23 protein-coding genes are annotated in these 24615 nt (G+C 68.6%); 9 read left to right on the top strand and 14 right to left on the bottom strand.

Annotated elements, in window-relative coordinates; translation table 11 throughout:
* Positions 1-3: 3 nt before the first annotated feature.
* The 3 genes from ACJH5R_RS10560 to ACJH5R_RS10550 all read right to left on the bottom strand — a co-directional run bounded on the left by ACJH5R_RS10560 (position 4) and on the right by ACJH5R_RS10550 (position 3763).
* Complete coding sequence (locus ACJH5R_RS10560) at positions 4-1542, bottom strand: leucyl aminopeptidase (RefSeq protein WP_406781902.1); 1539 nt, start codon at positions 1540-1542, stop codon at positions 4-6.
* A gap of 11 nt (positions 1543-1553) precedes the next feature.
* A complete protein-coding gene (locus ACJH5R_RS10555) occupies positions 1554-2651 on the bottom strand; it encodes an adenylate/guanylate cyclase domain-containing protein (protein ID WP_406781901.1) in 1098 nt (365 codons plus the stop codon).
* An 83-nt stretch (positions 2652-2734) separates the two neighbouring features.
* Positions 2735-3763, bottom strand: a complete 1029-nt coding sequence (locus ACJH5R_RS10550; RefSeq protein ID WP_406758335.1) for a hypothetical protein — start codon at positions 3761-3763, stop codon at positions 2735-2737.
* 277 nt (positions 3764-4040) lie between these two features.
* On the opposite strand from ACJH5R_RS10550, the gene gcvT reads away from it, so the two are divergent.
* Both gcvT and ACJH5R_RS10540 read left to right on the top strand, forming a co-directional pair.
* A complete protein-coding gene (gcvT, locus tag ACJH5R_RS10545; RefSeq protein ID WP_406758336.1) occupies positions 4041-5135 on the top strand; it encodes a glycine cleavage system aminomethyltransferase GcvT in 1095 nt (364 codons plus the stop codon).
* A gap of 23 nt (positions 5136-5158) precedes the next feature.
* Positions 5159-6265, top strand: coding sequence for a branched-chain amino acid aminotransferase (locus ACJH5R_RS10540; RefSeq protein ID WP_406758337.1), 1107 nt, complete (start codon positions 5159-5161; stop codon positions 6263-6265).
* Between the two features lie 20 nt (positions 6266-6285).
* Here ACJH5R_RS10540 and ACJH5R_RS10535 read toward each other — a convergent pair whose 3' ends face one another.
* From ACJH5R_RS10535 to ACJH5R_RS10515, 5 genes are all read right to left on the bottom strand, one after another.
* The gene (locus ACJH5R_RS10535; RefSeq protein ID WP_406781900.1) at positions 6286-8370 is read right to left on the bottom strand and encodes a hypothetical protein; all 2085 of its coding nucleotides are present in this window, start codon (positions 8368-8370) and stop codon (positions 6286-6288) included.
* 175 nt (positions 8371-8545) lie between these two features.
* Positions 8546-8719 (bottom strand): hypothetical protein, encoded by a 174-nt coding sequence (locus ACJH5R_RS10530; protein ID WP_406758339.1) that lies wholly within the window; start codon positions 8717-8719, stop codon positions 8546-8548.
* Positions 8720-8846: 127 nt separating this feature from the next.
* Positions 8847-9581: an adenosylcobinamide-GDP ribazoletransferase gene (locus ACJH5R_RS10525; RefSeq protein WP_406758340.1), complete on the bottom strand. Its 735-nt coding sequence runs from the start codon at positions 9579-9581 to the stop codon at positions 8847-8849.
* Complete coding sequence (cobT, locus tag ACJH5R_RS10520) at positions 9578-10636, bottom strand: nicotinate-nucleotide--dimethylbenzimidazole phosphoribosyltransferase (protein WP_406781899.1); 1059 nt, start codon at positions 10634-10636, stop codon at positions 9578-9580. Before cobT ends, ACJH5R_RS10525 begins: the two co-directional genes overlap by 4 nt.
* Positions 10637-10658: 22 nt before the next feature.
* Entirely contained in the window at positions 10659-11288 is a 630-nt protein-coding gene (locus ACJH5R_RS10515) for a DUF3043 domain-containing protein (protein WP_406782022.1), read from the bottom strand.
* A 117-nt stretch (positions 11289-11405) separates the two neighbouring features.
* Here ACJH5R_RS10515 and ACJH5R_RS10510 point away from each other — a divergent pair, with 117 nt between their 5' ends.
* The 3 genes from ACJH5R_RS10510 (at position 11406) to ACJH5R_RS10500 (ending at position 14151) form a co-directional block, all read left to right on the top strand.
* Positions 11406-12533, top strand: a complete 1128-nt coding sequence (locus ACJH5R_RS10510) for a glycerate kinase (protein ID WP_406781898.1) — start codon at positions 11406-11408, stop codon at positions 12531-12533.
* A 163-nt stretch (positions 12534-12696) separates the two neighbouring features.
* Positions 12697-13053, top strand: coding sequence for an iron-sulfur cluster assembly accessory protein (locus ACJH5R_RS10505; RefSeq protein WP_024440524.1), 357 nt, complete (start codon positions 12697-12699; stop codon positions 13051-13053).
* A 123-nt stretch (positions 13054-13176) separates the two neighbouring features.
* Positions 13177-14151 (top strand): carbohydrate kinase family protein, encoded by a 975-nt coding sequence (locus tag ACJH5R_RS10500; RefSeq protein WP_406781897.1) that lies wholly within the window; start codon positions 13177-13179, stop codon positions 14149-14151.
* Between the two features lie 69 nt (positions 14152-14220).
* Here ACJH5R_RS10500 and asnB read toward each other — a convergent pair whose 3' ends face one another.
* The gene (gene asnB / locus ACJH5R_RS10495) at positions 14221-16182 is read right to left on the bottom strand and encodes an asparagine synthase (glutamine-hydrolyzing) (RefSeq protein ID WP_406758344.1); all 1962 of its coding nucleotides are present in this window, start codon (positions 16180-16182) and stop codon (positions 14221-14223) included.
* 184 nt (positions 16183-16366) lie between these two features.
* Here asnB and ACJH5R_RS10490 point away from each other — a divergent pair, with 184 nt between their 5' ends.
* The 4 genes from ACJH5R_RS10490 to ACJH5R_RS10475 all read left to right on the top strand — a co-directional run bounded on the left by ACJH5R_RS10490 (position 16367) and on the right by ACJH5R_RS10475 (position 19537).
* Positions 16367-17446 (top strand): cytochrome c oxidase subunit II, encoded by a 1080-nt coding sequence (locus tag ACJH5R_RS10490; RefSeq protein ID WP_406781896.1) that lies wholly within the window; start codon positions 16367-16369, stop codon positions 17444-17446.
* Between the two features lie 9 nt (positions 17447-17455).
* Complete coding sequence (locus tag ACJH5R_RS10485) at positions 17456-17875, top strand: cytochrome c oxidase subunit 4 (RefSeq protein ID WP_067974017.1); 420 nt, start codon at positions 17456-17458, stop codon at positions 17873-17875.
* Between the two features lie 130 nt (positions 17876-18005).
* Positions 18006-18908: an MmpS family transport accessory protein gene (locus tag ACJH5R_RS10480; protein ID WP_406758346.1), complete on the top strand. Its 903-nt coding sequence runs from the start codon at positions 18006-18008 to the stop codon at positions 18906-18908.
* Between the two features lie 11 nt (positions 18909-18919).
* Positions 18920-19537 (top strand): DUF2561 family protein, encoded by a 618-nt coding sequence (locus tag ACJH5R_RS10475; protein ID WP_406781895.1) that lies wholly within the window; start codon positions 18920-18922, stop codon positions 19535-19537.
* A 35-nt stretch (positions 19538-19572) separates the two neighbouring features.
* Here ACJH5R_RS10475 and ACJH5R_RS10470 read toward each other — a convergent pair whose 3' ends face one another.
* The 5 genes from ACJH5R_RS10470 to ACJH5R_RS10450 are packed head-to-tail and all read right to left on the bottom strand — an operon-like array spanning position 19573 to position 24532.
* Positions 19573-20220: a pyridoxal 5'-phosphate synthase gene (locus tag ACJH5R_RS10470; protein ID WP_406781894.1), complete on the bottom strand. Its 648-nt coding sequence runs from the start codon at positions 20218-20220 to the stop codon at positions 19573-19575.
* 40 nt (positions 20221-20260) lie between these two features.
* Positions 20261-21886 carry a cytochrome bc complex cytochrome b subunit gene (locus ACJH5R_RS10465; RefSeq protein ID WP_406781893.1) on the bottom strand — a complete coding sequence of 542 codons (1626 nt, stop codon included), beginning with the start codon at positions 21884-21886 and terminating at the stop codon, positions 20261-20263.
* Positions 21883-23052 carry a ubiquinol-cytochrome c reductase iron-sulfur subunit gene (locus ACJH5R_RS10460; protein ID WP_406758350.1) on the bottom strand — a complete coding sequence of 390 codons (1170 nt, stop codon included), beginning with the start codon at positions 23050-23052 and terminating at the stop codon, positions 21883-21885. Before ACJH5R_RS10460 ends, ACJH5R_RS10465 begins: the two co-directional genes overlap by 4 nt.
* Positions 23049-23924, bottom strand: a complete 876-nt coding sequence (locus tag ACJH5R_RS10455; protein WP_406781892.1) for a c-type cytochrome — start codon at positions 23922-23924, stop codon at positions 23049-23051. Before ACJH5R_RS10455 ends, ACJH5R_RS10460 begins: the two co-directional genes overlap by 4 nt.
* Positions 23921-24532, bottom strand: coding sequence for a heme-copper oxidase subunit III (locus ACJH5R_RS10450; RefSeq protein ID WP_046283762.1), 612 nt, complete (start codon positions 24530-24532; stop codon positions 23921-23923). The genes ACJH5R_RS10455 and ACJH5R_RS10450 overlap by 4 nt, the downstream gene beginning before the upstream one ends.
* Between the last annotated feature and the right edge of the window lie 83 nt (positions 24533-24615).

Genomic DNA, 24615 nt, shown 5'->3' with positions numbered 1-24615 from the left:
CGGTTATCCCTTCGCGGCGATGTCTTCCAGTACCGCGAACATGGTGCGGGTGGGCACCCCGGTGCCGCCCTTGCCGGTGTAGCCCCAGGCGCCACCGGAGTTGTAGGCCGGCCCCGCAACGTCGATGTGCACCCAGTTGACTCCGTCGGCCACGAACTCACGCAGGTACACCCCGGCGACCAGCATGCCGGCGAAACGCTGACCACTGACGTTGGCCAGGTCTGCCACCGTCGACTTCAGGTCCTCCTTGAGCTCGTCGGGCAGCGGCATCGGCCAGCCGTTCTCGCCGACGGCCTGCGAGAGGGCCGCCACCCGGTCGCGGAACTCGTCTGAGCCCATCACCCCGGGGATGCGTGCTCCGAGCGCCACCGTCTGTGCGCCGGTCAGCGTCGAGGTCTCGATCAGGTAGTCCGGGCTGTCCTCGCAGGCCCGCACGATCGCATCGGCCAGGATCAACCGGCCCTCGGCGTCGGTGTTGAGCACCTCGACGGTGATGCCGCCGTACTGGGTGAGCACGTCGCCGGGGCGCTGCGCCGTCGACGACGGCATGTTCTCGGCCATCGGAACCGTCGCGGTCACGTCGATCGGCAGTCCGCGACGGGCGGCCAGCACGACTGTCGCGATCACCGCGGCCGCTCCGCCCATGTCGGAGGTCATGTGGTGCATCGAGGCAGCCGGTTTGATCGAGATACCACCGGTGTCGAAGGTGATGCCCTTGCCGACCAACGCCACCTTCTTCGCGCCGTCCGGGTTGTCGCGCAGGCGTGATCCGTGGTGGATCAACCGCACCAGACGCGGCGGGCGCGAGGAGCCCTGCCCCACACCGATCACCCCGCCGTAGCCGGCGTCGGCCAGCGCCTGTTCGTCGAGCACCTCGACCTCCAGGCCGGCCGACTCTCCCAGCGCCTTGGCGCGGTCGGCGAACTCGGCCGGAAAAAGGTGACTCGGCGGGGTGTTGACGAAGTCGCGCGCGGTGGCCACCGCGGTGGCGATGTCGGCGCCGCGCGCCGCTTGCTCCTGGGCGTCAGCCGCGGTGGACAGCATCGTCACGGCCTGCAGACCCGGTTCCTTGGGGGCGGTCTTCTCGCTGCGGAACGCGGTGAATCGGTAGCCGCCCAACAGCAGCCCCTCGACGCCGGCCGCGAGCACCCCGTCGCCGGGCAGCCCGCTCAGTGCGCTGATCACGCTGGCGGTGCCGTTGAGTGAACGTGCCGCGTTTCCGGCAGCCTTGCGGACGGTGTCGGCCGGCCAGGAATCGCGCGGCTTGCCCAGTCCGACGGCCACCGCGCTGGCCACCGGCAGCGACGCCACCACCAGCCGGTTCACCTGCTCACTGCCGCCCTTGGCGCCCAGTGCGCGCAGTGCGCCCTCGATCTCGGCGACCGCCTCGGCGGGCAGGGCCGGCTCGGTCGCGGCGACCGAGGCTCCGGAGTCGTCATCAGCGGCAACGACCGGCACGATCAGCACGGCCTCATCGGCGTTCGCGGGCAGCGAGGCGGCGACGGTGACGGAGGGGGCGGGGTATCCGGGTTCGGTGCTCACAAGCACTCACCCTAACGATCCGGGTTGGGGTGCAATTGGTATGCCGGGACGGGTTCGTCGAAACCCTTGAGCGTCAACGGTTCCTGAAGAGTGGCCGGCCAGTCGGGGAGTTCTTCGCGGACGCAGGTAGATGCCAGCACCTGGCCCGGTACGGCCGCATCGACCAGGCGCGCGGCCAGGTTGACCGGGGTGCCGAAGTAGTCGCCGTTGATCGCCAGCATCTCGCCGTAAGCCACCCCGGCGCGTACCTGCAATCCGGCCTTGCGGGCCTTGGGATGCTCGACAAGATCGATCGCCGCCCTGGCCAGCAGGTCCCCGGTCGCGCTTACCCACATCACCGCGTCGCCGATGAACTTGACCACCCGCCCACCGTCGCAATGCACGACGTCGGCGACGCTGCCGGCGAAATCGGTCAGCAGTGTGGCCAGCTCCGCGGACGTGAGGACTTGGGTCAGCGCGGTGAAACCGGTCAGGTCGGCGAAACCGACGCCGCACATCAGGCTGGCCGCCGGCCCGCCGGCCAGCCCCTCGAGGAAAGTCCGGTGGCTGACCTGGTGCTGGCGGTGGACGGCGTCGATCATGGCGCCGATGCGCGGGATATAGGCCGCGACCGAGCGCCAGGCCCGGGCGGTACGCAGCTCGTCGCGGGTATGGCCCAGCCACATGTCGGGCTCGCTGAGCCGGATCATCGACGACTCCGCCTCGGCCAGCCGCGCCATGGTCGCCCCCAGCACCCGCAGGAAGCCGTCGACGGGCTCGCCGAGGTAGGACCGCATCTGGACCCAGGTGGCCAGCCCGTCCACGTCGGCCTGGCTCAGCGCGGGCGTGTCCGGGCCGGGGACGCTCAGCCCGAGCATCCGCCAGGCCTGGGCGACGTCGTCGACCGTCACGCCCAACACCTCGGCCGCGGTGCGCAACGTGTAATCAGGCGGGCCCGAGCGTCCCACCGCGTCACCGGCCAGGCCGAACAGCCGGCCCTGGCGCTCGGCGTCGACCATCTCTTCGGTGGTGAACCCGAGGCCGTGGAGGTATTCGATCAGGCCGGCACGCTCACGGGCATCAGCGATACCGGCAGCCTGCAGAGCCTCGAAATCCGCCGAATCCGCCACGTCGCCAACTGTGCCAGCCCTCGGCCGGTCAGCGGGGCACGTTGCCGAGAGGCGCCGCCAGACGCTGGCTTGTCACACGTGGACTAGAGGACGGACAGCAATATCCCGATGAACTCTCCGGACCATTCTCCGAATCCTTCGACGGTCATGGTGCCGTTGAAGAGGTCGCCTGTGTGGTCGAAGAAAGCGACGGCATCTTCGATCGCGGCTACGGGGGATACGAGACCGATGAGGGCGTTGAGATCCCCGTCCAGCTGCTCGTCGATTGGCTGTTGGTCGAGTCCGTTCATTCCGTAGTAGCCGTACATCATGAAGTCCCAACCCGTCGTGACTCCCCAGCTGAAGAATCCCAGTGCCCCGCTGCCCAGGATCGGATCGTCGGGCAAGGTGTGGAGGAAGGCGCCGATGTCCCGGACGAGCGGATAAAAGATCCCGAAGTGGTCCGCGGCTTCCGAATACATCCCCGGGTCGCCGCTCTGCCCGATCTCATCGCCGAGGTCGGGCAGGGGCACCGAGTCGTTTGGATTCGGGATGTGGGCGTTGGGGAAGTAATCAACCCACTGGGTGAAATAGTTGTCGTAATACTCAAAAACGGACGTAGGCGAGTAATCGTGCAGCTCCAAAAGAATGTTCTGCGGCCCACCGACGTTGACGATATTGGTCAGCTGGTCTGTCGTGTAGCCGTAGTTATAGGCGTTCAGCACGATTGTCTCGGCAAGGTCGTGAGTGTCCGCCGGCGTAGTTCCGGGGTACCCGGCGTCGATGTAGATCCAGTGCAGAGTTTTCGCCATGGCTTCCACTGCTTGCGCCACTTCGCTGGCGTCCGGCAACGCGGTCAGGCTCACCGGGGTGTTCCAGATGTGCGGCGCGCTTGCCGAGGCGGAGGCGGTGCCGGCCACCGGTGCGAGTGCGACCGCCAGGATGGTCACCGCCGTCGCGCCCGAGACGCGTTTCGTGTATCTACCCACTCTTGCTCTCTCCTGAAATAAGTGATTGTCGGGCATCGTTGGGGCCATCACCCGCAGTAGGGCGATGCGCTTGCCGTTGCTGGAGCGCTCGCCGTATCCGGTGCCGTCGGCCGCGGGCCGATGTGTCCACCGCCGCTGTGTCACGTCAACCCCCCATAGCTGTACCTGTGATCGAGCCGTGAACTGAATGAATTCCCCCTCAAGGAGAGTACCGAGAAGTTGCCCGATAGTCGTGGTAAGCGGTCAAAGATGTCGAAACATGTCGTGACGCTCGACACCCGAGACCAAGCGCCATAAAGGCACACTGCGCCGCTGAACCGGGGAGCGAGCGGGTGAGTCCCGGATGAAATGGCGCGAGCCGGGATGTGCAGCGAGCAACCTGCGCGGTGGGTTTACGCCCGCCCGATTAGGCTGGCTCGACGTGAGCGAACTGCAGCACGGACCCCTGGAAGACCGCCACCGCGCGCTGGGCGCCAGCTTCGCCGAGTTCGGCGGCTGGCTGATGCCGGTGTCCTACGCCGGCACCGTCGCCGAGCACAACGCCACCCGCGAGACCGTCGGCCTGTTCGACGTCAGCCACCTGGGTAAGGCGACCGTTCGCGGTTCGGGTGCGGCGGCCTTCGTCAATGCGACGCTTACCAACGACCTGGGCAGGATCACGCCGGGACAGGCCCAATACACCTTGTGCTGCAACGAATCCGGTGGCGTCATCGACGATCTGATCGCCTACTACGTCGCCGACGACGAGATTTTTCTGGTACCCAACGCCGCCAACACCGCGGACGTGGTGGCCGTGCTGCAGGAGGCGGCGCCGGCGGGGGTGACGATCACCGACGAACACCGTTCGCGTGCGGTGCTGGCGGTGCAGGGCCCACGATCGGCCGAGGTGGTCGCGGGTCTTGGCCTGCCGACCGAGATGGACTACATGGCGTTCGCCGATGCCGCCTTTGCCGGGGTGCCGGTGCGGGTGTGCCGGTCCGGCTACACCGGTGAACACGGCTACGAGCTGCTGCCGGAGTGGGAATCGGCGGGCGTGGTGTTCGATGCGCTGGTGGAGGCCGTGCGGGCGATCGGCGGTGAGCCGGCCGGCCTGGGCGCCCGCGACACCCTGCGCACCGAGATGGGCTACGCCCTGCATGGTCACGAACTGTCGCCGACCATCTCGCCGCTGCAGGCCCGCTGCGGTTGGGCGATCGGCTGGAAGAAGGAGTCGTTCTTCGGCCGCGACGCGCTGCTGGCGGAGAAAGCTGCCGGCCCCGCGCGCCTGCTGCGTGGCCTTCGCGCCACGGGTCGGGGAGTGTTGCGCGCCGACCTGGCGGTACTCGACGGTGACCACCGGGTCGGGGTCACCACGTCGGGAACGTTCTCGCCGACGCAGAAGGTCGGTATTGCGCTGGCGCTGATCGACGCCGACGCGGGCATAGAAGACGGCGCGCGGCTCACCGTCGACGTGCGCGGTCGCGCGGTCGAATGCGAGGTGGTGACGCCGCCATTCGTCACGGCAAAAACCCGTTAGCGCACCGGTTATACAATCGCTGCATGACGAGCAGCCTCCTCGATTTCCACGTGTCGGTCACCGCGAACCCGACGCCCGACGAGGTGCGCGAATCCATTTTGGCGGAGCCGGGTTTCGGCAAGTACCACACCGACCACATGGTTTCGATCGACTACACCGTGGACGCGGGTTGGCACAACGCGCGGGTCATTCCTTACGGACCCATCGAACTGGACCCGTCGGCCATCGTCCTGCACTACGCGCAAGAAGTGTTCGAGGGGCTCAAGGCCTACCGGTGGACCGACGGATCGATCGTCTCGTTCCGCCCCGAGGCAAATGCCGCCCGGATGCGCGCATCCTCGCGGCGGCTGGCCATCCCGGAGCTGCCCGACGATCTGTTCATCGAGTCGTTGCGGCAGTTGATCGCCGTGGACGGAGCCTGGGTGCCGGCGCCGGGCGGCGAGGAGTCGCTGTACCTGCGCCCGTTCGTCTTCGCCACCGAGCCGGGGCTGGGGGTGCGCCCGGCCAACGAGTACCGCTGCCTGGTGATGGGATCACCGGCTGGGGCCTACTTCAAGGGCGGGATCAAGCCGGTGAGTGTGTGGCTGTCGACCGAGTACGTGCGGGCCTGCCCCGGCGGTACCGGCGCCGCCAAGTTCGGCGGTAACTACGCCGCATCGCTGGTCGCCCAGGCGCAGGCCGCCGACAACGGCTGCGACCAGGTGGTGTGGCTGGATGCGGCCGAGCGGCGCTACGTCGAAGAGATGGGCGGCATGAACCTGTTCTTTGTGTTCGGCACCGGTGGCTCGGCGCGCCTGGTCACTCCGGAGCTGTCCGGTTCACTGCTGCCCGGTATCACGCGGGATTCGTTGCTGCAGTTGGCAACTGATGCGGGGTTCAGTGTCGAAGAACGCAAGATCGATGTCAGTGAATGGCAGAAGAAGGCCGCTTCCGGCGAGATCACCGAAGTTTTCGCCTGCGGTACGGCCGCGGTCATCACCCCGGTGTCACAGGTCAAGTCCGCGGACGGCGAGTTCACCATTGCCGACGGTCAGCCCGGTGAGGTCACCATGGCGCTGCGCGACACCTTGACCGGTATCCAGCGCGGCACCTTCGCTGACACCCACGGCTGGATGGCGCGGCTCGACTGAGCGGGGTCAGTAGACCCAGATCAGCCCGGTGTGCCGGGTGTACCGGGGGAGCCGTCGGCACCGCCGGCACCGCCATCGCCGCCGGTAGCCCCGAAGCTGTCGGTGGCGTTGGCCCCGGCGCCGCCGACCCCTCCGATACCGCCGGCACCGGGATGGGCAACCCCACCGGCTCCACCGGTCCCACCGAAGCCTCCGGTAGCCGTGCCCTGTACTGCGGTAGTCGCATTGCCCCCGTCACCGCCCGCGCCGCCCGCGCCACCGGTGTAGTCGTTGTAGCCGTCGGCTCCTGCGTCGACGGAGCCGTCGGCGGTGCCGCCGGTACCGCCCGCGCCACCACCGCCACCGAGGGCGCCTTGACCGATAATCACGGAACTGCCACCGGTGCCGTCCCCGCCGATCCCGCCGGCACCGCCGTTTCCGCCCGTACCGCCATGGAACGCGATGCCGCCGGCCCCGCCGGCTCCGCCGCGACCTCCGGCGCCGTAGCCGCCGCCTATGCTGCTGATTCCAGTGGCGTTCCCGCCGGCCCCGCCGGGCCCACCGATCCCACCGGTGCTGCCGGCATCGATGCCGCGGCCGCCTACTCCGCCTGAGCCACCGGCTCCACCTACCCCCGCGATACCGCCGAACAAGTCACTACCGGTACCGATGCCGCCGACACCGCCGACACCGCCCGCGCCGCCGGTACCCCCGGCACTGCCAACGCCGCCACCACCTCCGCCGCCACCACCAGAGGTGGTGCCCAAGGTGGCGATGGCCCCATTGCCGCCCACGCCGCCGACGCCGCCGCCGTCGGCACCGCCGTGGCCGCCGTTTCCCCCGGCACCGGTGCCGGCTATGCCGAACCCGGAGGTCCCGCCGTTGCCGCCCACGGCACCGATCGCGCCACCGCTGCCGTCACCGCCCGCGCCGCCGTCGCCGCCCGCCCCGCCGAATTCGCCGGTGCCGCCCCATCCACCGCCGTTGCCGCGACCCGCGGAATAGCCGGCGGCGCTGGCGTTCCCGCCGTTCCCGCCGTCGCCTCCGATGCCACCGGTGCCGGAGTACCTGCCACCGGGACCGCTCCCGATGATCCCGCTGGTGCCGCCACCCGCGCCGACACCACCACTGCCGCCATTACCCGATGTGGTGCCGCCATTGCCACCGTTGCCGCCGTGTCCGCCGGTCCCGCCGCCGCCTCCCTCGCCGTTGGCGGTGCCGCCGCCGTGGCCGCCGAGTCCGCCGTAGCCACCGTCACCGCCGTCACCGACGGCTCCCGCGGCGCCGCCGTCACCGCCCTTGCCGCCGGTCCCACCGTTGCCGCCGTCACCGAACAGCGCCGCGCTCTTGCCGCCGTCGCCGCCGTACCAGCCGTCGCCGCCCACCGCACCGGCCGCGCCATTCCCCCCGTTGCCGCCGTGCCCACCGGCGCCGCCATTGCCGAACAGCCAGGCTACGGCGTTGCCGCCGTCCCCGCCGTAACCGCCGCCCCAGCCGGCGGCACCGCTTCCGCCGTCTCCGCCGGAGCCGCCGTGACCCATGTAGGTGCCGCCGCTCCCGCCGTCGCCGCCATCGCCGGGATAGTCGCCGGAACCGAAGCCGCCGCCGTGGCCGCCGTCGCCGCCATTGCCGAAGAATCCGGCATCGCCGCCGTTTCCGCCCCAGCCGCCGACAGCGGTGCCGCCGTCGCCGCCGTCACCGAACCACAGCCCGCCCGCGCCGCCCATGGCCTGTTCGTTGGTGCCTCCGTCGATCCCGTCGGCACCGTTGCCGATCAGCAGCTGGCCGTTGCCAAAGGTGTTGTTGACCCAGGTGCTGATCTCGATACCGGACTGACTGGCCAGCCAGTCCTGCCCGGCGTGGTGCAGTGGGGCATAGAACCAGGTATCGAACCAGTCGGCCGTGGTGGGGTCGGTGGCCGCGGCGGTGCTCTCCGCGCCCAGCCACGACCAGCTCGCCGGATCGAAGAGGTCGACGATCCAGTCGATCATCGGATCGGCCTGGGCCGGTGCTGCGGCCAGCGGACTCATCCCGAACGCCAGAAAAGCTCCGGCAGTGCTGGTCAGTCCGATCAGTCGGCGGTGACGGGCACTGGTGTGGGTCCTGTTTGCGTACTGATCGCACATGACGGGCCCTCCCAACGAACCTGACAATCCGGTAAAGACCGACATTAAGGTCGCTGAGAAGGAACGCACGCAGTAGTCGACTACTGCATTTCCGGTCGATGTCGCGCAGTGCGCCGCTGCCGGCTTTGGAGCCCCATCGGCGGGGTACCTACGACATCACCGACTACGCAGTAGGTCAGCTCACGGGATCTGGCGGCAGGCGCAGGTCGTCGGCCACCGGTGACCAATCCTCGGCGATGCGTTCGCAGCAGCCGGGGTCGTCGTCGACGTCGTCGGCATCCGCGGCGCCGTCGGTCATCGCCTTGCGTGATTCCCGACTCCGCTTGCTGTAGTTCTGATGGCGCGGCATCCCAGATTTCCTCCCCGGACCATGATGTTAATGGCTGCTGCAATTGTTACAAAGACCAATTGGGTGTAACACATTGCTCCGGAGAAATATCCGGAAGTCCGGAAAGGATGCGAAATTGACGCGAGGGTCAACCGCTGGTCAGAGCGGTGAGCGCTACCGCGACCAACGCCGTCGTCCACTCGATGACCGCTCCGAGGACATCGCCGGTGATGCCGCCAAGGCGACGTACACAGCGTTTTACCAGCATAGCGGCGCAAGTCAGGGCCAGGGCGACGGCAACCGGACCGTGCCACGGCGCCGCGCCGGCAGGTATCGCCGCCGCAAGCAGCGCCATCGCCCAGGCGGCGGCGACCCACAGCGGCTGACTGCCGGCCACCGTGGCGCCCAGCATGCTTCCCCCGGCGACGGGCACCGAGCGCCGGCAGGCCAACACCGCGGCCACCCGGCCCGCGCAGACCGCGAGCACGATCTGCCCGGCGCCCAGCATCGGGAAGGTCGTTGCCTGCAGGCCGATCACCAGGACCACCGCGACGACCCCGAACGGGCCGGTCGATCCCTCGCGCATCACCTGCAGCGCCTGCGGAGCGGGCCGGGCGCACCCCAGACCATCGGCCGTGTCGGCCACCCCGTCGATGTGCAGTCCGCGGGTCGCGGCCAGTAGCGCAGCCACCGCGAGCAGGCCCGTGATCGGGCTGCCGGGGCCGAAGGCGTACCCGCCGGCCCAGACCACTACCGCGGCCAGCGCGCCCAACACGGCGCCGACGACCGGGAATACTGTCATCGCCCCGCGGCCCGGCGGCCGGCCGGACGAAACGGGAAGAATCGTTCCGAACGCGAAAGACGAGGCGAGGGAAGCGATCACGATGATCGGTCGCTGACGCCGGCTTCGGCGAAGGTGGACATGGAGGCCAACGCCGCCACCGCGGCGCGCAGCACCGACAGGGCAACCGCGGCGCCGGTGCCCTCGCCCAACCGCATCTGCAGGTCGAGGATCGGCTCCAGGCCCAGCGCCGCGCAGGCCAGCGCATGCGCGGGCTCCGGCGAGCGATGACCGGCCTGCCACCAGGCCCGGGCCCCGGGCGCCAGCCGGTCGGCCACCAGGGCGGCCGCCGTCGACGCCAGGCCGTCGAGCAGCACCGGGGTGCGCCGCACAGCGGCCTGGGCGCAGAACCCCGCCAGCGCGGCGAAGTCGGCGCCACCGCAGCAGCGCAGCAGCGCCAGGGGATCGGTGTGGTGCGGGCGGGTCCGGAAGAGGGCGTCACGCACTGCCGCGGTCTTGCGCGCCCAGCCGGCATCATCGATGCCCGTCCCGTGACCCACCACCTCGGCGGGCTCGGCGCCGGTCAGCGCGGCGATCAATGTCGTTGCGACGGTGGTGTTCCCAATTCCCATATCGCCGGGGATGAGCAGGTCCGCCCCGCCGTCGACTTCCTCGTCGGCGATGCGCCGGCCGGCCTCGATCGCGGCCAGGGTCTGCTCGGGGGTCAGCGCGTCCTCGCTGGTGATGTCGCCGCTGCTGCGGCGCACCTTGTAGGACCCGGACGTGCTGGACGTCCCGGGGGAGTCGGTTGCTTCTGCATCGACGGCCATGTCCACCACCCGCACTCGGGCCCCGCCGACGGCGGCCAGCGCGTTGATGGCCGCCCCGCCCCGGTCGATGTTGGCGACCATCTGCGCCGTCACCTCCGCGGGGTAGGCCGAGACCCGTTCCCGGGTCACGCCGTGATCACCGGCGAACACCACGATGCGGACGCGCTCGAACTGTTGTGGTGGGCACTGGCCTTGGCAGGCCGCCGCCCACACCGACAGGGCCTCGAGGCGACCCAGCGAACCCGCAGGCTTGGTCAAGGAGTCCTGCCGGGCCCGGGCGGCGGCCGCCACCGCGGCATCAGGTGGGCTGACCGGTGGGAATTCCATCGCTGTCGGTGCCGAGCAGGGCTCAGTCGAGGCGTTCGCCGCGCCGCACCTGCGGGCGCGGTGCCCGCATCCGGCGCAGGGTGGATGCGCGGCTGGCGGCGTAGAGCCCCAGCTTCCAGCGGCTTTCGACATTGTCGGGGAACTTGGCGTCAGCCATCCGGCCGGCCTTGCGGGCCACCAACACCCCGTCGACGGCCATCAAAACCATCAGCAGCATCATCGCCGGCGAAATGTAGTACTGGACCTGCGGGACCGCCATCATGATGAACATCAGCCCCAGCGCCACCGGCATGAACAGGCCCAGCAGGTTGTAGCGGGCGTCGACGATGTCGCGAACGTACCGGCGCACCGGGCCGCGGTCGCGCTCCAGCAGCGCCGCCTCGTCGCCGGACAGCATCCGTTCCCGGCGGTCGGCCATGCGCTCGCGACGCTCGGCCTTGGCGATCCGGCGTTCCTCCTTGCTCAGCTTCGGGCCGGCCAGCGACTTGCGCCGGGCCCGGGCCTCCGCGGAGGTCATCGGGGCCGGTGCCACCGGGCCGCGGCGTTTGGTCGCGGCGCTGCGCTTGGGGGTGGGCCGGCCTTTGGGGGCGGTGACGCCGCCGCGGGCGGCATCCTCAGACTCATTGCCGTCGACCGAGACGGCGGAGACCACGGACTGCGCGGACTGAGCCTCGTCTTTTCTGCGCCCCGGCAACTTCACGCCCGCCAGATTACTTGGCCGGTCCGCCCGGCCTGCGTCGCCGTCCGCGCGGCTCGATACCCTGCAGAGATGGCTGATCACCCGGGTGCCGGCGGCTCGGCCGGTCCTCGGGCGCGGGCGCTTCGGGTCCTGATCGCGCCGGACTGTTTCGGCGAGAGCCTGACCGCGGTGCAGGCCGCCGCCGCCATCTCGACGGGCTGGCACCGCAGCCGACCCCACGACCGGCTGGCGATCGCACCGCAGTCCGACGGCGGCCCGGGCTTCGTCGCGGTGCTGGCCACCACGCTGGGCGCGGTGCAGCGGTCACGGGTCAGCGGACCGCTCGACGACGCGGTCGACGCCGAGTGGGTCTGGGACGTCGCGGCCAACACGGCCTACCTGGAATGCGCTCAGGCGTGTGGGTTGGGGCTGCTCGGCGGGCCTCCATCGCCGCGGACCGCGCTGGTCGCCCACAGCGCCGGCGTGGGCCAGCTGGTCGCCGCGGCGTTGGCGGCCGGGGCTCAGCGAATCGTCGTCGGGCTTGGCGGCAGTGCCTGCACCGACGGCGGTCGCGGCATGATCGACGAACTGGGCGGCCTGGCCGCCGGACGCCGGCGGCTCGCGGGCGTCGAATTGATCGCCGCCTGCGACGTGCAATACCCGCTGCTGGGCCCGTGGGGCTCGGCCCGCGTATTCGGGCCGCAGAAGGGTGCCGACGCGGCCACGGTCGCGGTACTCGAGAGCCGGCTGGCCGCCTGGGCGTCCGAACTGGACGCCGCCGCCGGATGGGAGGCCAGCGCCGCGTCGGGTGCCGGGGCAGCCGGGGGGATCGGAGCCGCCGTGTTGGCCCTGGGCGGCACCATCGAATCCGGGTCCGAGATCGTGGCCCGCCACACCGGTCTGGCGGCCGCGCTCGCTGACACCGACGTTCTGGTCACCGGCGAGGGCCACTTCGACCAGCAGTCGCTGCACGGAAAAGTGGTCGGTTCGCTGGCGGCTGCGGCCCGGGCGCGGGAGTTACCGCTGCTGGTGCTGGCCGGACAGATCAGCCTGGACGAGCCCGCTTTGCGGTCGGCTGGGGTGTTGGCCGCCCGGGCACTCGCCGACTACGCCGGCTCGGTGGGCTTGGCTCTGATCGACGCGGCCAACCAGCTGATCGGGCTGACCGCCGTCACCGCGGCGCAGATCGGTGGCCGTCCCGCGGGTTCACGCGGGTGATTCGGCGCTCCAGCTTCGCCTCTCCTGCGGCGAGCCTCGCTAACCGCCGGGTTCGCCGTCGGTAGGGAACACGTCGGCGCAGGGTATCGTTGTTGTGGTGGGCTCGAACGCCTCCAGGCGAGGCCGGGCCCGCCCCCATGATCAACCGCAATAGGGAGACGCAATGACTGTTCAGGATCAGTCGACCACCGAGTCTCACGGCGTGGTCTTGACCGATGAGGCCGCGGCCAAGGTGAAGGCGCTGCTGGAACAGGAGGGTCGTGACGACCTGACCCTGCGGATCTCGGTCCAGCCGGGCGGCTGCGCCGGCCTGCGCTACAACCTGTTCTTCGACGACCGCAGCCTCGACGGTGACGTGGTCGCGGAGTTCAACGGCGTCACGCTGACCGTCGACCGGATGAGCGCGCCGTACCTGCAGGGTGCCGAGATCGGCTACGCCGACCAGATCGACAAGCAGGGTTTCACCATCGAGAACCCCAACGCCGGCGGCTCGTGCTCGTGCGGCGACTCGTTCAACTGAGCATCTGATATTCGCCGCAAGGCCGGGGGCTCTGTGCTGCCCGGCGGCGGACCGGCGGCATCGGGCCGCTACCGTGGGTACCCACATCCAGGCCCATGGTGACGATACGAGGGGGATTGTTCAGTGACGATTGCGGTGACCGGTTCGATTGCGACCGACCATCTGATGCGCTTTCCGGGTCGGTTCTCCGAACAGCTGCTGGCCGATCACCTGCAGAAGGTTTCGCTGAGCTTCCTGGTCGATGACCTGGTGGTACACCGCGGCGGCGTGGCGGGAAATATCGCCTTCGCCATCGGTGTGCTCGGAGGTGACGCCGCATTGGTCGGCGCCGCCGGTGCCGACTTCGCCGACTACCGGCAGTGGCTGGTCTCGCACGGTGTCAACTGCGACCACGTGCTGACCTCGACAACCGCGCACACGGCCCGGTTTGTCTGCACCACCGACCAAGACATGGCCCAGATCGCGTCGTTCTACCCGGGCGCGATGTCGGAGGCCCGCAACATCTCGCTGGCCACGCTGGTCGAGGCCGCCGGGAAGCCGGAACTTGTGATCGTCGGGGCCAACGACCCCGAGGCGATGTTCTTGCACACCGAGGAGTGCCGCACGCTGGGGCTGGCGTTCGCCGCCGACCCGTCGCAGCAGCTGGCGCGGCTGACCGGGGATGAGATTCGCAAGCTCATCGACGGTGCCACCTACCTGTTCACCAACGACTACGAGTGGGACCTGCTGCTGTCCAAGACCGGCTGGACCGAGGCCGACGTCATGAAGCAGGTCGGGCTGCGGGTGACCACCCTGGGCGGCGACGGTGTCGACATCGTCTCCCCGGACGGCTCCCGTGTGCACGTCGGCGTGGTTCCGGAGAAGTCCCAGACCGACCCGACCGGGGTCGGCGACGCCTTCCGCGCCGGCTTCCTCACCGGTCGCAGCGCCGGTTTGAACCTGGAGCGGTCCGCGCAGCTCGGTTCGCTGGTGGCGGTGCTGGTGCTCGAGTCCACCGGAACCCAAGAATGGGTGTGGGACCGTGCCGCCGCGGTGAGCCGGTTGGCGGACGCCTACGGCGACGCCGCCGCGGCCGAGATCGACGCCGCGCTCAAATAATTCGACGTTGACTCTGCGCCCAGGGCGCGAAAGTGCGAGTAGGTCGCGCCCTGGACGCAGAGTCAACGGTTAGAGCCGGACGGGGTAGTCCGGTTCCCTGATGGTCGGTACCACGCTGTGCTCGACGAAGATGGCGTGCCACAGCATGAAGATCAGCACGGTCCACAGCCGACGGCTGTGATCGGCGGTGCCGACCCGGTGCTCGTCGAGCATCGTGCGCACCGCGGCGACATCGATCAGGTGATCGGCGCCGGTGGCGTCCACCGTCGCGTACGCCCACTCCAACAACTCACCGGCGCGCAGCCAGTGCCGCAACGGCACCGGGAAGCCGAGCTTGGGGCGGTGCAGCACATGCGCGGGAATGATCGGCTCCAGTGCACGGCGCAGCGCGTACTTGGTGGTGGTGCGGGTGATCTTGGCCGACACCGGCAGCCGCGACGCCACCGCGAACACTTCGGGGTCCAAGAACGGCACCCGCAGCTCCAGCGAGTTGGCCATCGTCATCTTGTCGGCCTTGACCAGGATGTCGCCACGCAGCCAGGTGAACAGGTCGATGTGCTGCATCCGGGCCACCGGGTCCCACCCCGCCGATTCGGCATACAGCGCCGCGGTGACGTCGGTGTGGGTCCAGTCGGGGGAGAAGCCGGGCAGCACCGCACGCAGTTGCTCGTCGGAGAAGCTGCGTGCGTTGCCGTAGTAACGCTCTTGCAGCGTGAGCGACCCGCGGTGCAGCAGGCTCTTGCCGCGCATGCCCTCGGGCAACGGCCGCGACGCCTTCCCCAGCGAGCGGCGCACCGGTGCCGGGAGGTAGTCGAACGCCCGCAACGACAGCGGCTCACGGTAGATCGTGTAGCCGCCGAACAGCTCGTCGGCGCCTTCGCCGGAGAGCACCACCTTGACGTGTTTGCGGGCTTCGGCGGCGATGAAGTACAGCGGGACCAGGGCCGGGTCGGCCACCGGGTCGTCGAGATACCAGACGATCTCGGGCAGGGCGGCGACGAACTCCGCCGGGCTGACCACCTTGACCACGTGCCGGGCGCCGATCGCCTCGGCGGACGCGGCGGCCACGTCGACCTCGGAGAAGCCCTCCCGCTCGAACCCGGTGGTGAAGGTGATCAGCTTGGGATTGTGGCGCATCGCCAGCGCCGCGATCGCGGTGGAGTCGATCCCCCCGGACAGGAACGCACCCACGGTGACGTCGGCTCGCATGTGCTTGGCGACCGAATCCTCGAGCACCGCGGTGATCTCGTCGTAGCGCGCCTGCTCGGTGTCGCGGGTGATCGGGGTGGCGTCGAACCGCGGACGGAAATAGCGGGTGGTCTCCGGCTCACCGCCGGGACGAACGCGGGCATAGCAGCCCGATTCCAGCCGGCGTATGCCGCGGTGCAATGTCTCCGGCTCCGGCACGTACTGCAGCACCGTGTAGTGCTGAAGGGCGCGGACGTCGATGTCGGTGTCGAACCCGACCACCTCGGCCAGGTCCAGCAGACACTTCTTCTCGCTGCCGACCACCGTGCCGCCCGGCCCGGACGCCATGAAAAGCGGCTTGATCCCGAACGGGTCGCGGGCACAGAACAGCTCACCGGCCACGGTGTCCCACACCGCGAAGGCGAACATGCCGCGCAACCGCGACAGGACGTCGACGCCCCAGTAGTGGTAGCCCGCGACGATCGCCTCGCCGTCGCCGTCGGTGGCGAACACCGCGCCGTGCTCGGCGGCGAGCTCCGCACGCAGTTCTACGTAGTTATAGATCTCGCCGTTGAAGACCAGTTCGTAGCGTTCCGGCGCCTCCGGGGGCCCCCACCGCATGGGCTGGTGCGAATGGGCGATGTCGATGAACGACAGCCGGTTGAACCCGAACACCACGCGGTCGCCGGCCCAGATGCCGCCTGGCTCGTCCGGGCCGCGGTGGCGCATCAGGTGTGTCGCGCGCGAAACCGCGCCGGCGACTTTCTCCATATCCGCGGCGGGCCGCGGTCCCGAGGTGTCGGTGCCGGCCGGGGCACACACGAAAGCCAGCAGTCCACACATCGGGTCCCAGTATGCCGCACCGGTATCGGCCTTTAACCACGTAGGCCTGCGCAGAACCTGGGGCGTCGGATGAGGCGGTCAACACACCGGGGTGGCCAACCGGCAGGTACATCAAACCTCGGTGATCCGGGTGGTCTACGCTGCGTAGTATTCGACTGCTCCACCGGGTCAGTCGGCCCGTTCTGTGACTCGAGGAGGCACCAACGTGACACGTCGCGGGCAGGGCGTTGCACATCGCCGTCTGCTTCGACCGCTGACCGCGGTCAGCGTGCTCGGACTGCTGGCGGTGACGCTCAGCGGATGCAGCGTCGACTGGACCGATGTGGTCGGTTTCGGCTGGCCCAAGGGCATCACGCCCGAGGCCGAGGCCAACTACCAGCTGTGGATCGGCATGGTCATCGCTTCGGTGGTGATCGGTGGGCTCGTCTGGGGAATGATCTTCTGGTCGATGATCTTCCACCGTAAGAAGGCGACCGACACCGAGCTGCCGCGCCAGTTCGGCTACAACATGCCGCTGGAGCTCGGCCTGACCGTCGTGCCGTTCCTGGCCGTCGCGGTGATCTTTTACTTCACCGTCGTGGTGCAGGAGAAGATGCTGCACCACGAGCCGAACCCCGAGGTCGTCGTCGACGTCACCGCCTTCCAGTGGAACTGGAAGTTCGGCTACCAGAAGGTCGACTTCCACGACCACACCCTGAGCTACGACGGGGTGGACCAGGTCCGCAAGGACGCGATGACCTCGAAGCCCGAGGGCGTGGACGCGCACGGTGAAGAACTGGTCGGACCGGTCCAGGGCCTCAACACCGAGGACCGCACCTACCTGAACTTCGACAAGATCGAGACGGTGGGTACCACCAGCGAGATCCCGGTGTTGGTGCTGCCGAGCGGTAAGCGCATCGAGTTCGTGCTGAACTCGGCCGACGTCATCCACGCTTTCTGGGTGCCGGAGTTCCTGTTCAAGCGTGACGTCATCGCCTGGCCCGAGCGCAACAACCAGGTCAACACCTTCCAGGTCGCCGAGATCACCAAGGAAGGCGCGTTCGTCGGCCACTGCGCCGAAATGTGCGGCACCTACCACGCGATGATGAACTTCGAAGTCCGAGTGGTCTCGCCCAACGACTTCAAGGCCTATCTGAATCAGCGCATCGCTGGAAAGACGAACGCCGAGGCGCTCGAGGCGATCAAGCAGGAGCCGGCGGCGACCACCACCTTCCCGTTCGACAGCCGCCGTGGCCTGCTAGCCCCGCAAGCCAGCAACAAGTAGGGACAACGCATGCGCATCGAATCCAGGCTGTTCGAGTTCGTCGCCACCTTCTTCCTGGTGGTCGGGGTGATCTACGCGGTGCTGACCGGGAAGTTCGCCACCGGTGGCGTGGAATGGGCCGGCACCACCGCGCTGTTCCTGACCGGGATGATGGCCATGATCGTGGCCACCTTCTTCCGGTTCGTGGCACGTCGGCTCGACACCCGTCCCGAGGACTACGAGGCTGCCGAAGTCAGTGACGGCGCCGGCGAGCTGGGCTTCTTCAGCCCGCACAGCTGGTGGCCGATTCTGATCGCGCTGTCCGGGTCGGTGGCCGCCGTCGGGATCGCCCTGTGGCTGCCGTGGCTGATCGCCGCCGGAGTGGTGTTCGTGTTGTCGAGCGTGGCCGGACTGGTCTTCGAGTACTACATCGGCCCCGAGAAACACTGACCACATCTCCGCCGCGGCCGCCGTGTCGACCCGTTTGGGTAGGGTTGCCGATGCACAATGACCAACGGTGGCTGATGCCGACCGCAACCGGTCAGGGCGTGGCGCGGCGGTTTGAACAGGATAGGCGGGAATGAGCGGGCCGAATCCCCCAGAGGCGGGCTCTGGAGACGAGGGCTCCGGCAGCGGTCAGCCGGCTTCTGACAAGGCCCCCGAGGCAGGTGCGGGCGGCGAGATCCAGCCGCTTGACGATGTAGCTGCCACTCCTGCCGCCGCGCCCGCAGATAACACCGCGTACTCGCAGGCATACTCGGCTCCCGAATCCGAGCAGTTCTTGAGCGGTCCTTACGTTCCGGTGGATCCGCGGCTTTACGACTACGACAGCTACGACGCACCCGAGGAACCGGACCCGGACGCCAAGACACCGCGGTGGCCGTGGGTGGTCGGGGTCACCGTGATCATCGCGGCGGTCTCGCTGGTGGTATCGGTGGCATTGCTGTTCGCCCGCACCGAGACCCACGATCTGGCTACGCCGGCCACGAGCAGCAGCACGGTTTCGGTGCCGCCGGTGCAGGACGAGATCACCCGGACCAGCACCAGCACCACAACACCGCCGCCTCCGCCGCCCAGCAGCGAGGAGCCGCCTCCTCCGCCGCCCAGCAGCGAGGAGCCGCCGCCGCCCCCGCCCCCGCCCCCGAGCGAGGAGCCGGCACCCGAGCCATCGACCACGACGCAGGAGACCACCACGACCACGCAGGCGAAGCCGTTGCAGGTGACCTACTCGGTGACCGGCACTAAGGCGCCGTTCGACCAGATCACGATCACCTACGTAGATGCCTCCGGGCAACGTCGCACGCAGCGCAACGCCTACATCCCGTGGTCGCTGACCCTGACACCGATCTCGCAGTCGGAGATCGGTTCGGTGGAGGCGACCAGCATGCTGCGGTTGAGCAAGCTCAACTGCTCGATCACGAGCAGTGACGGTAGGGTGTTGTTCTCCAACAGCAACGACGCACCGGCGACGAGCTGCGGATGACCGGCGGGAACATGGTAGATCGATTCATTCGGCCCGGGCAGTCCCCGGAGGTCACTGACCGCGTCCTGCTGGGCGCGTGCGCTGCAATCTGGTTGACGCTGCTGGGCATGAGCGTGGCGGCCACCGTGGCGCTGGTAGATCTGGGCCGCGGCTTCCACGAGCCGACCGAGAGTTCGCACAGCGGCCTGCTTTACATCGTCATCGGAGTCTCCGCCTTGGTGATCCTGGCGGCCATCCCGGTACTGCTCCGGGCACGCCAGCCCGGCCCGCCGCGGCCCCCCGGCTTCCCGAGCCAGGCGCAGGCCAAGCCGCCGCGCCCGGATGCCCCGCTCCCGCAGCGCGGCTTCGACGCTCCGGGCCGCCGAGCGGCCGGCACACGGCAGGTGCTGCCCAACCAGGTGCAGGTCGACCGGGTGCTGCTGCGCGGTGTCACGGTGCTGGCCTGCGCGGTGGGCGGTGCGCTGACGGCGGTCGCGTTGGCCACCTATCTGATGGCCGTCGGCAAGGACACCGGCTCGTGGGTCTGCTACGGGCTGGCCGGAGTCGGCACTGCCGCCATGCCGGTGATTCCGTGGCTGTACCTGCGTCGGCTGGGCGAGGTGCTGGCACTGCCGTCTCGTTTCGGCTGAGTCGTCGCCACGGCGCGTTGTCGTGGCCTGCCGAATCATGGCCAGAGCAGTGTCGTCGACCAGCTCTTTCCGTCACGTTCATAACGCAGCCTGCGGTGCCGGCGCGTAGGGTCGGCCTGCCAGAACTCGACGGCGTCGGCCGCAACCGCATACGACACCCACTCGGCCGGGACCAGGGTGGGGGAGTGCTCGAGCTCCAGGTGTGCCTTGGCGAGTGCCTCGCTGATCTCGCCGGGATCGGCATAGGGCTCGCTTTGGCGGCCGGTGAGGACCATCGCCCGGGCGCCCTCTGAGCGGGCCAGGAAGTCGTTGGCGGTGACCGGCGGCGGGTCGGGGACCGCGATGCCGTCGACCCTGACCTGACGACCCAGTGTGGGCCAGTAAAACGTCAGTGCGACAGCCGGATTGCGGGCTAGATCGGCGCCCTTGCGGCTGGCCGAACTGACCCCGAAATGCCAGCCGGCGGCATCGATGTCCTTGAGGATCAGCACCCGCGCCGACGGCCGCGCTGCGCCGGCCCCACCCACCGCTCCGACCGTCGACAACGTCATCGCATGCGGTTCCGGCACGCCGCTGTCGACAGCGTGCAGCAGCCATTGGACAAACAGTGCGACGGGATCGGCCGGTGCCTGCGCCGGATCGAACTCCGGTGCCGCACCAACCAAAACGGGCAGCCCGCGCAAGAGATTGCGCAGGCTGCCCGATTCTTCGGACCCAGTAGGCCTAGTGGTGACCGTTGGTGTTACCGCCCTGGTGCTCGGCCAGCGCGGTCATCGCACGTCGCTCGCTGGCGTGCGCGGCCTCGTTGAGCGCGGCATCCTCGTCGACCGGGTCGGCCGTCAGGAAGCTGCCAGTACCGGGAGCGCCAGCCGAACCGAGTTTGTTCATCTTCTTGGGCAGCGGCGCACCGGCGTACTCCAGCGGAATGGGGTGGCCGTGGTCATCGACCGGACCCAGCGGCTGGTGCAGCTCGATGTAGGCACCGTGCGGCAGCCGCTTGATGATGCCGGTCTCGATGCCGTGCTCGAGCACGTCGCGGTCACTGCGCTGCAGACCGATGCACCACCGGTAGGTGATGAAGAAGACCAGCGGCGGCAGAACCACCATCCCGATACGGCCGATCCAGGTCGTCGCATTCAGCGAGATGTGGAACTTCCACGCGATGATGTCGTTCATGGCGGCCAGGGTCAGCACCATGTAGAAGCTGATCGCCATGGCACCGATCGCGGTACGGACCGGAGCGTCCCGGGGACGCTGCAGCAGGTTGTGGTGCGCGTAGTCGCCGGTGAACTTCTTCTCCAGGAACGGGTAGACCATCAGCAAGCCGAAGACGCCACCCATGATCAGCGCGACACCGACCGGGCCGGGCACGGTGTGGCCCCAGAAGTAGAACTCCCAGGCCGGCCAGAGACGGGCCAGGCCCTCGGTCCACATCATGTAGAAGTCCGGCTGGCTACCCGCCGACACCTGCGACGGGCGGTAGGGGCCCAGGTTCCAGATCGCGTTGATCTGCAGCAACCCGCCCATGAGGCCCAGGATGCCGGTGATCATCGCGAAGAACGCGCCCGACTTGATCGCGAAGACCGGCAGCACCCGCACGCCCACTACGTTGGTCTCGGTGCGGCCCGGGCCGGGGAACTGCGTGTGCTTCTGGAACCACACCAGCGCCATGTGCACGCCGATCAGGGCCAGGATGATGCCCGGGATCAGCAGGATGTGCAGTGCGTAGAGCCGGGGGATCAAGATAGTGCCCGGGAAGTCGCCGCCGAACAGTGCCCAGTGCAGCCAGGTGCCTATCACCGGCATACCCAGCGTGATCGAGGACAGCGCGGCGCGCAGACCGATACCGGACAGCAGGTCGTCGGGCAGCGAGTAACCGAAGTAGCCCTCGAACATGGCCAGGATCAGCAGCAGCGATCCGATCACCCAGTTCGCCTCACGCGGCCGACGGAATGCGCCGGTGAAGAAGATGCGCGCCAGGTGCACCATGATCGACGCCGCGAACATCAGCGCGGCCCAGTGGTGGAGCTGGCGGACGAACAGGCCGCCGCGCACCTCGAAGGAGATGTCCAGCGCCGACTCGTAGGCCCGCGACATCTGCACGCCGTTGAGCGGCTGATAGACGCCGTGGTAGATGACCTCGGCCATCGATGGGTCGAAGAACAGCGTCAGGTAGACGCCGGACAGCAGCAAGATGATGAAGCTGTACAACGCGATCTCACCGAGCAGGAACGACCAGTGCGTCGGGAAGACCTTGTTGAACTGGCGGCGCAGCGCGGCCGCCGGGTGGTAACGGGTATCGATGTCGTCTGCTTGGCGGGCGAGCAGGTCGCCGATTGCAGGGCTCATGAGGTGCGCTCCCAGAATGCCGGTCCGACAGGTTCCACGAAGTCGCCATTGGCGACCAGATGCCCATTGGCGTCAATGGTGATCGGCAGCTGTGCCAGCGCGCGAGCCGCCGGGCCGAAGACCGGCTTGGCGAAGTGCAGTGCGTCGAACTGCGACTGGTGGCACGGGCACAGGATCCGATAGGTCTGCTGCTCGAACAGGGAAGACGGGCAACCCAGGTGCGAGCAGATCTTGGTGTAGGCGAAGAAGTCGCCGTAGTTGAAGCTCTCCTGGCCCTGGCGCTTGACCACCTTGGGCATGTCGTCGGGCCGGATACGGATCAGCATCACCGGGTTACGAACGCCCATCATGATCTCGGTGAGCTTCTCGTTCGATTCTTCGGTGGTGCCGTCACCGTCGGACTCACGCCACGGGAACACCGTTTCCATGCCGCCGGCGTCCAGGTCCTCGGGACGCATCTTGACGAACGGCGAGTTGGTGCTCTGACCGGTCGCGCGGGCCAGGTAGATGGTCTCGCCGGGGTAGCGCGGGGTCCACCCGGAAGTCCACAGCGCGGCCTTCTTGCCCTCGGCGGTGTCGACGACCGGCTTCCAGGGGTTCTTGATCAGGCCACCGGCGCCGGCCACCAAGGTGCCCAGGCCGAATGCGCCGAATCCGACGCCCAGCGACGCACCCAGCAGCTTGCGCCGCCCGATGGTCGAGCCCTCGAACGCGTCGGTCAGCTGGGCCGCCACGGTCTTACGGTCGATCTCGGGGGAGCTGCCGTCGTGACGGTCCTGGATGGTGATCTCTTCGGGGATGAACTTCTTGACGAACAGCACTGCGCCGATCGCGATGCACAGCACCGAGAGCCCGAAGGTCAGGCCGTACAGCGGAGTCGCCAGCGAGTAGGCCAAGCCGTTCGGGGACTCCAGCGGCGCGTACTCCCACGGCCAGAACAGGAAGACCAGCAGCAGGGCCAGGCCGAAGCCGCCACCCGCCAGGAACCAGGCAGCGACCCGGCGCTCGGCGCGCTTTTCGGCCCGAGTGCCCTCGACCGGCCAGCGCGGCTCCTTGAAGACGGTGTTGACACCGTCGATGCTGCCGCCGAGAGCCAGCAGCTCGTCGTTGGTCATCGTCGCCAGTGCAGCGTCGTCGGGGAGTTCGGTCTTGTCGTTGCTGCTCATGAGCGTGCCCCGATCCACATTGCCGCGGCGATGGCTGCGACCATGCCGATAATCCAAATCACCATGCCCTCGGGCGCCGGGCCGAAGCCGCCGAGCCCGTAGCCGCCCGGATCCCGTTCCTCGGTAACGGATTTCACGTAGGCGATGATGTCCTTCTTCTCCTCCATGGAGATCTGCCGGTCGGAGAAGCGCGGCATGTTCTGCGGGCCGGACAGCATCGCGGTCAGGATCTGCTGCTCGCTGGCAGGCTCCAGGTCGGGCGCGTACTTACCCGAGGACAGGGCGCCGCCCCGGCCGGTGAAGTTGTGGCACGACGCGCAGTTGAGCCGGAAGAGGTCGCCACCACGGCCCAGGTCGTCGCCGCGCAGCGAAGCCTGCGCGATGCTGCCATCGGCGTTGCGCACCACGGTGGGGCCGCCGCCGTTGGCCTGGACGTAGGCGCCCAGGGCGTCGATCTGCTTGTCGTCGAAGAACGGGTACGTACGGGGGGCCTGCGCCTCACCGCGGACCGCGGGCATCCGACCGCTGGAGACCTGGAAGTAGACGGCGGCTTCACCGACGCCGATCAGGCTCGGACCGCGGCCCACCTCACCCTGCAGGTTGGCGCCGTGGCAGCTCACGCACGAGGTGTCGAAGAGCTGCTTACCGGTGCGCAGCAGGGCCGAGGCCGACTCGTCGGCCACCGCAACCTGCGGGGTCGGGGTCAGCACCGCGGCCATTCCGCCGGCCAGCGTCAGGGCGACCAGCAGCAGCAGTCCGCCGGAGACTCGACGGCGCAGGCGCCGCCGGGCGACGGAATCGTTGTTGCCAGGTCGGGCCCACTTCTTCAGTGTCTTCAACCGGACACTCCTGTTCATCGGGCGGTTGCTCATCGGATGAAGTAGATCGTGGCGAACAGTGCGATCCACACGATGTCGACGAAGTGCCAGTAGTAGGACACGACGATCGAGGCGGTGGCCTGAGCCGGGGTGAACTTGCTCATCGTGGTTCGCAGCATCAGGAAGATGAAGGCGACCAACCCACCGATGACGTGCAGGCCGTGGAACCCGGTGGTCAGGTAGAACACGGTGCCGTAGGCGCTCGACGGGATGGTGGTGCCGTGCGCGATCAGGTGGGAGTACTCGTAGGCCTGACCGCAGACGAAGAACAGTCCCATGAGGAAGGTCAGCAAGTACCACCGGCGCAGCCCGAACACGTCGCCACGCTCGGCGGCGAACACGCCCATCTGGCAGGTGAACGATGACGCGATCAGCACCAGTGTCACCGGGACCGCCAGGGCAAGGTTCAGCTCCGTTGGCGGCGGCGGCCAGGCGCCACCGGACTGCGCGCGAGCCGTGAAGTACATCGCGAACAAACCGGCAAAGAACATCAATTCACTGGACAGCCACACGATGGTGCCGACGCTGACCATGTTGGGACGGTTCAGCGAATGCACACGAGAAGTAATGGCAGTACCCGAGGACCCCACAGCGCTCGTCACCCCGCAAGTATGACGCTATGTAGTTGTAGATCTCCACCCGGGGCTGGCAATTCGTTTGAACTGGTCTCGTCTCTGCTGTTACC

Origin of the sequence: Mycobacterium sp. SMC-19 (assembly GCF_045310815.1) — a bacterium.
GTDB lineage: Bacteria > Actinomycetota > Actinomycetes > Mycobacteriales > Mycobacteriaceae > Mycobacterium.
The sequence above is the reverse complement of the archived record's forward strand: the minus strand, read 5'-3'. Positions and strand labels throughout refer to the sequence as shown.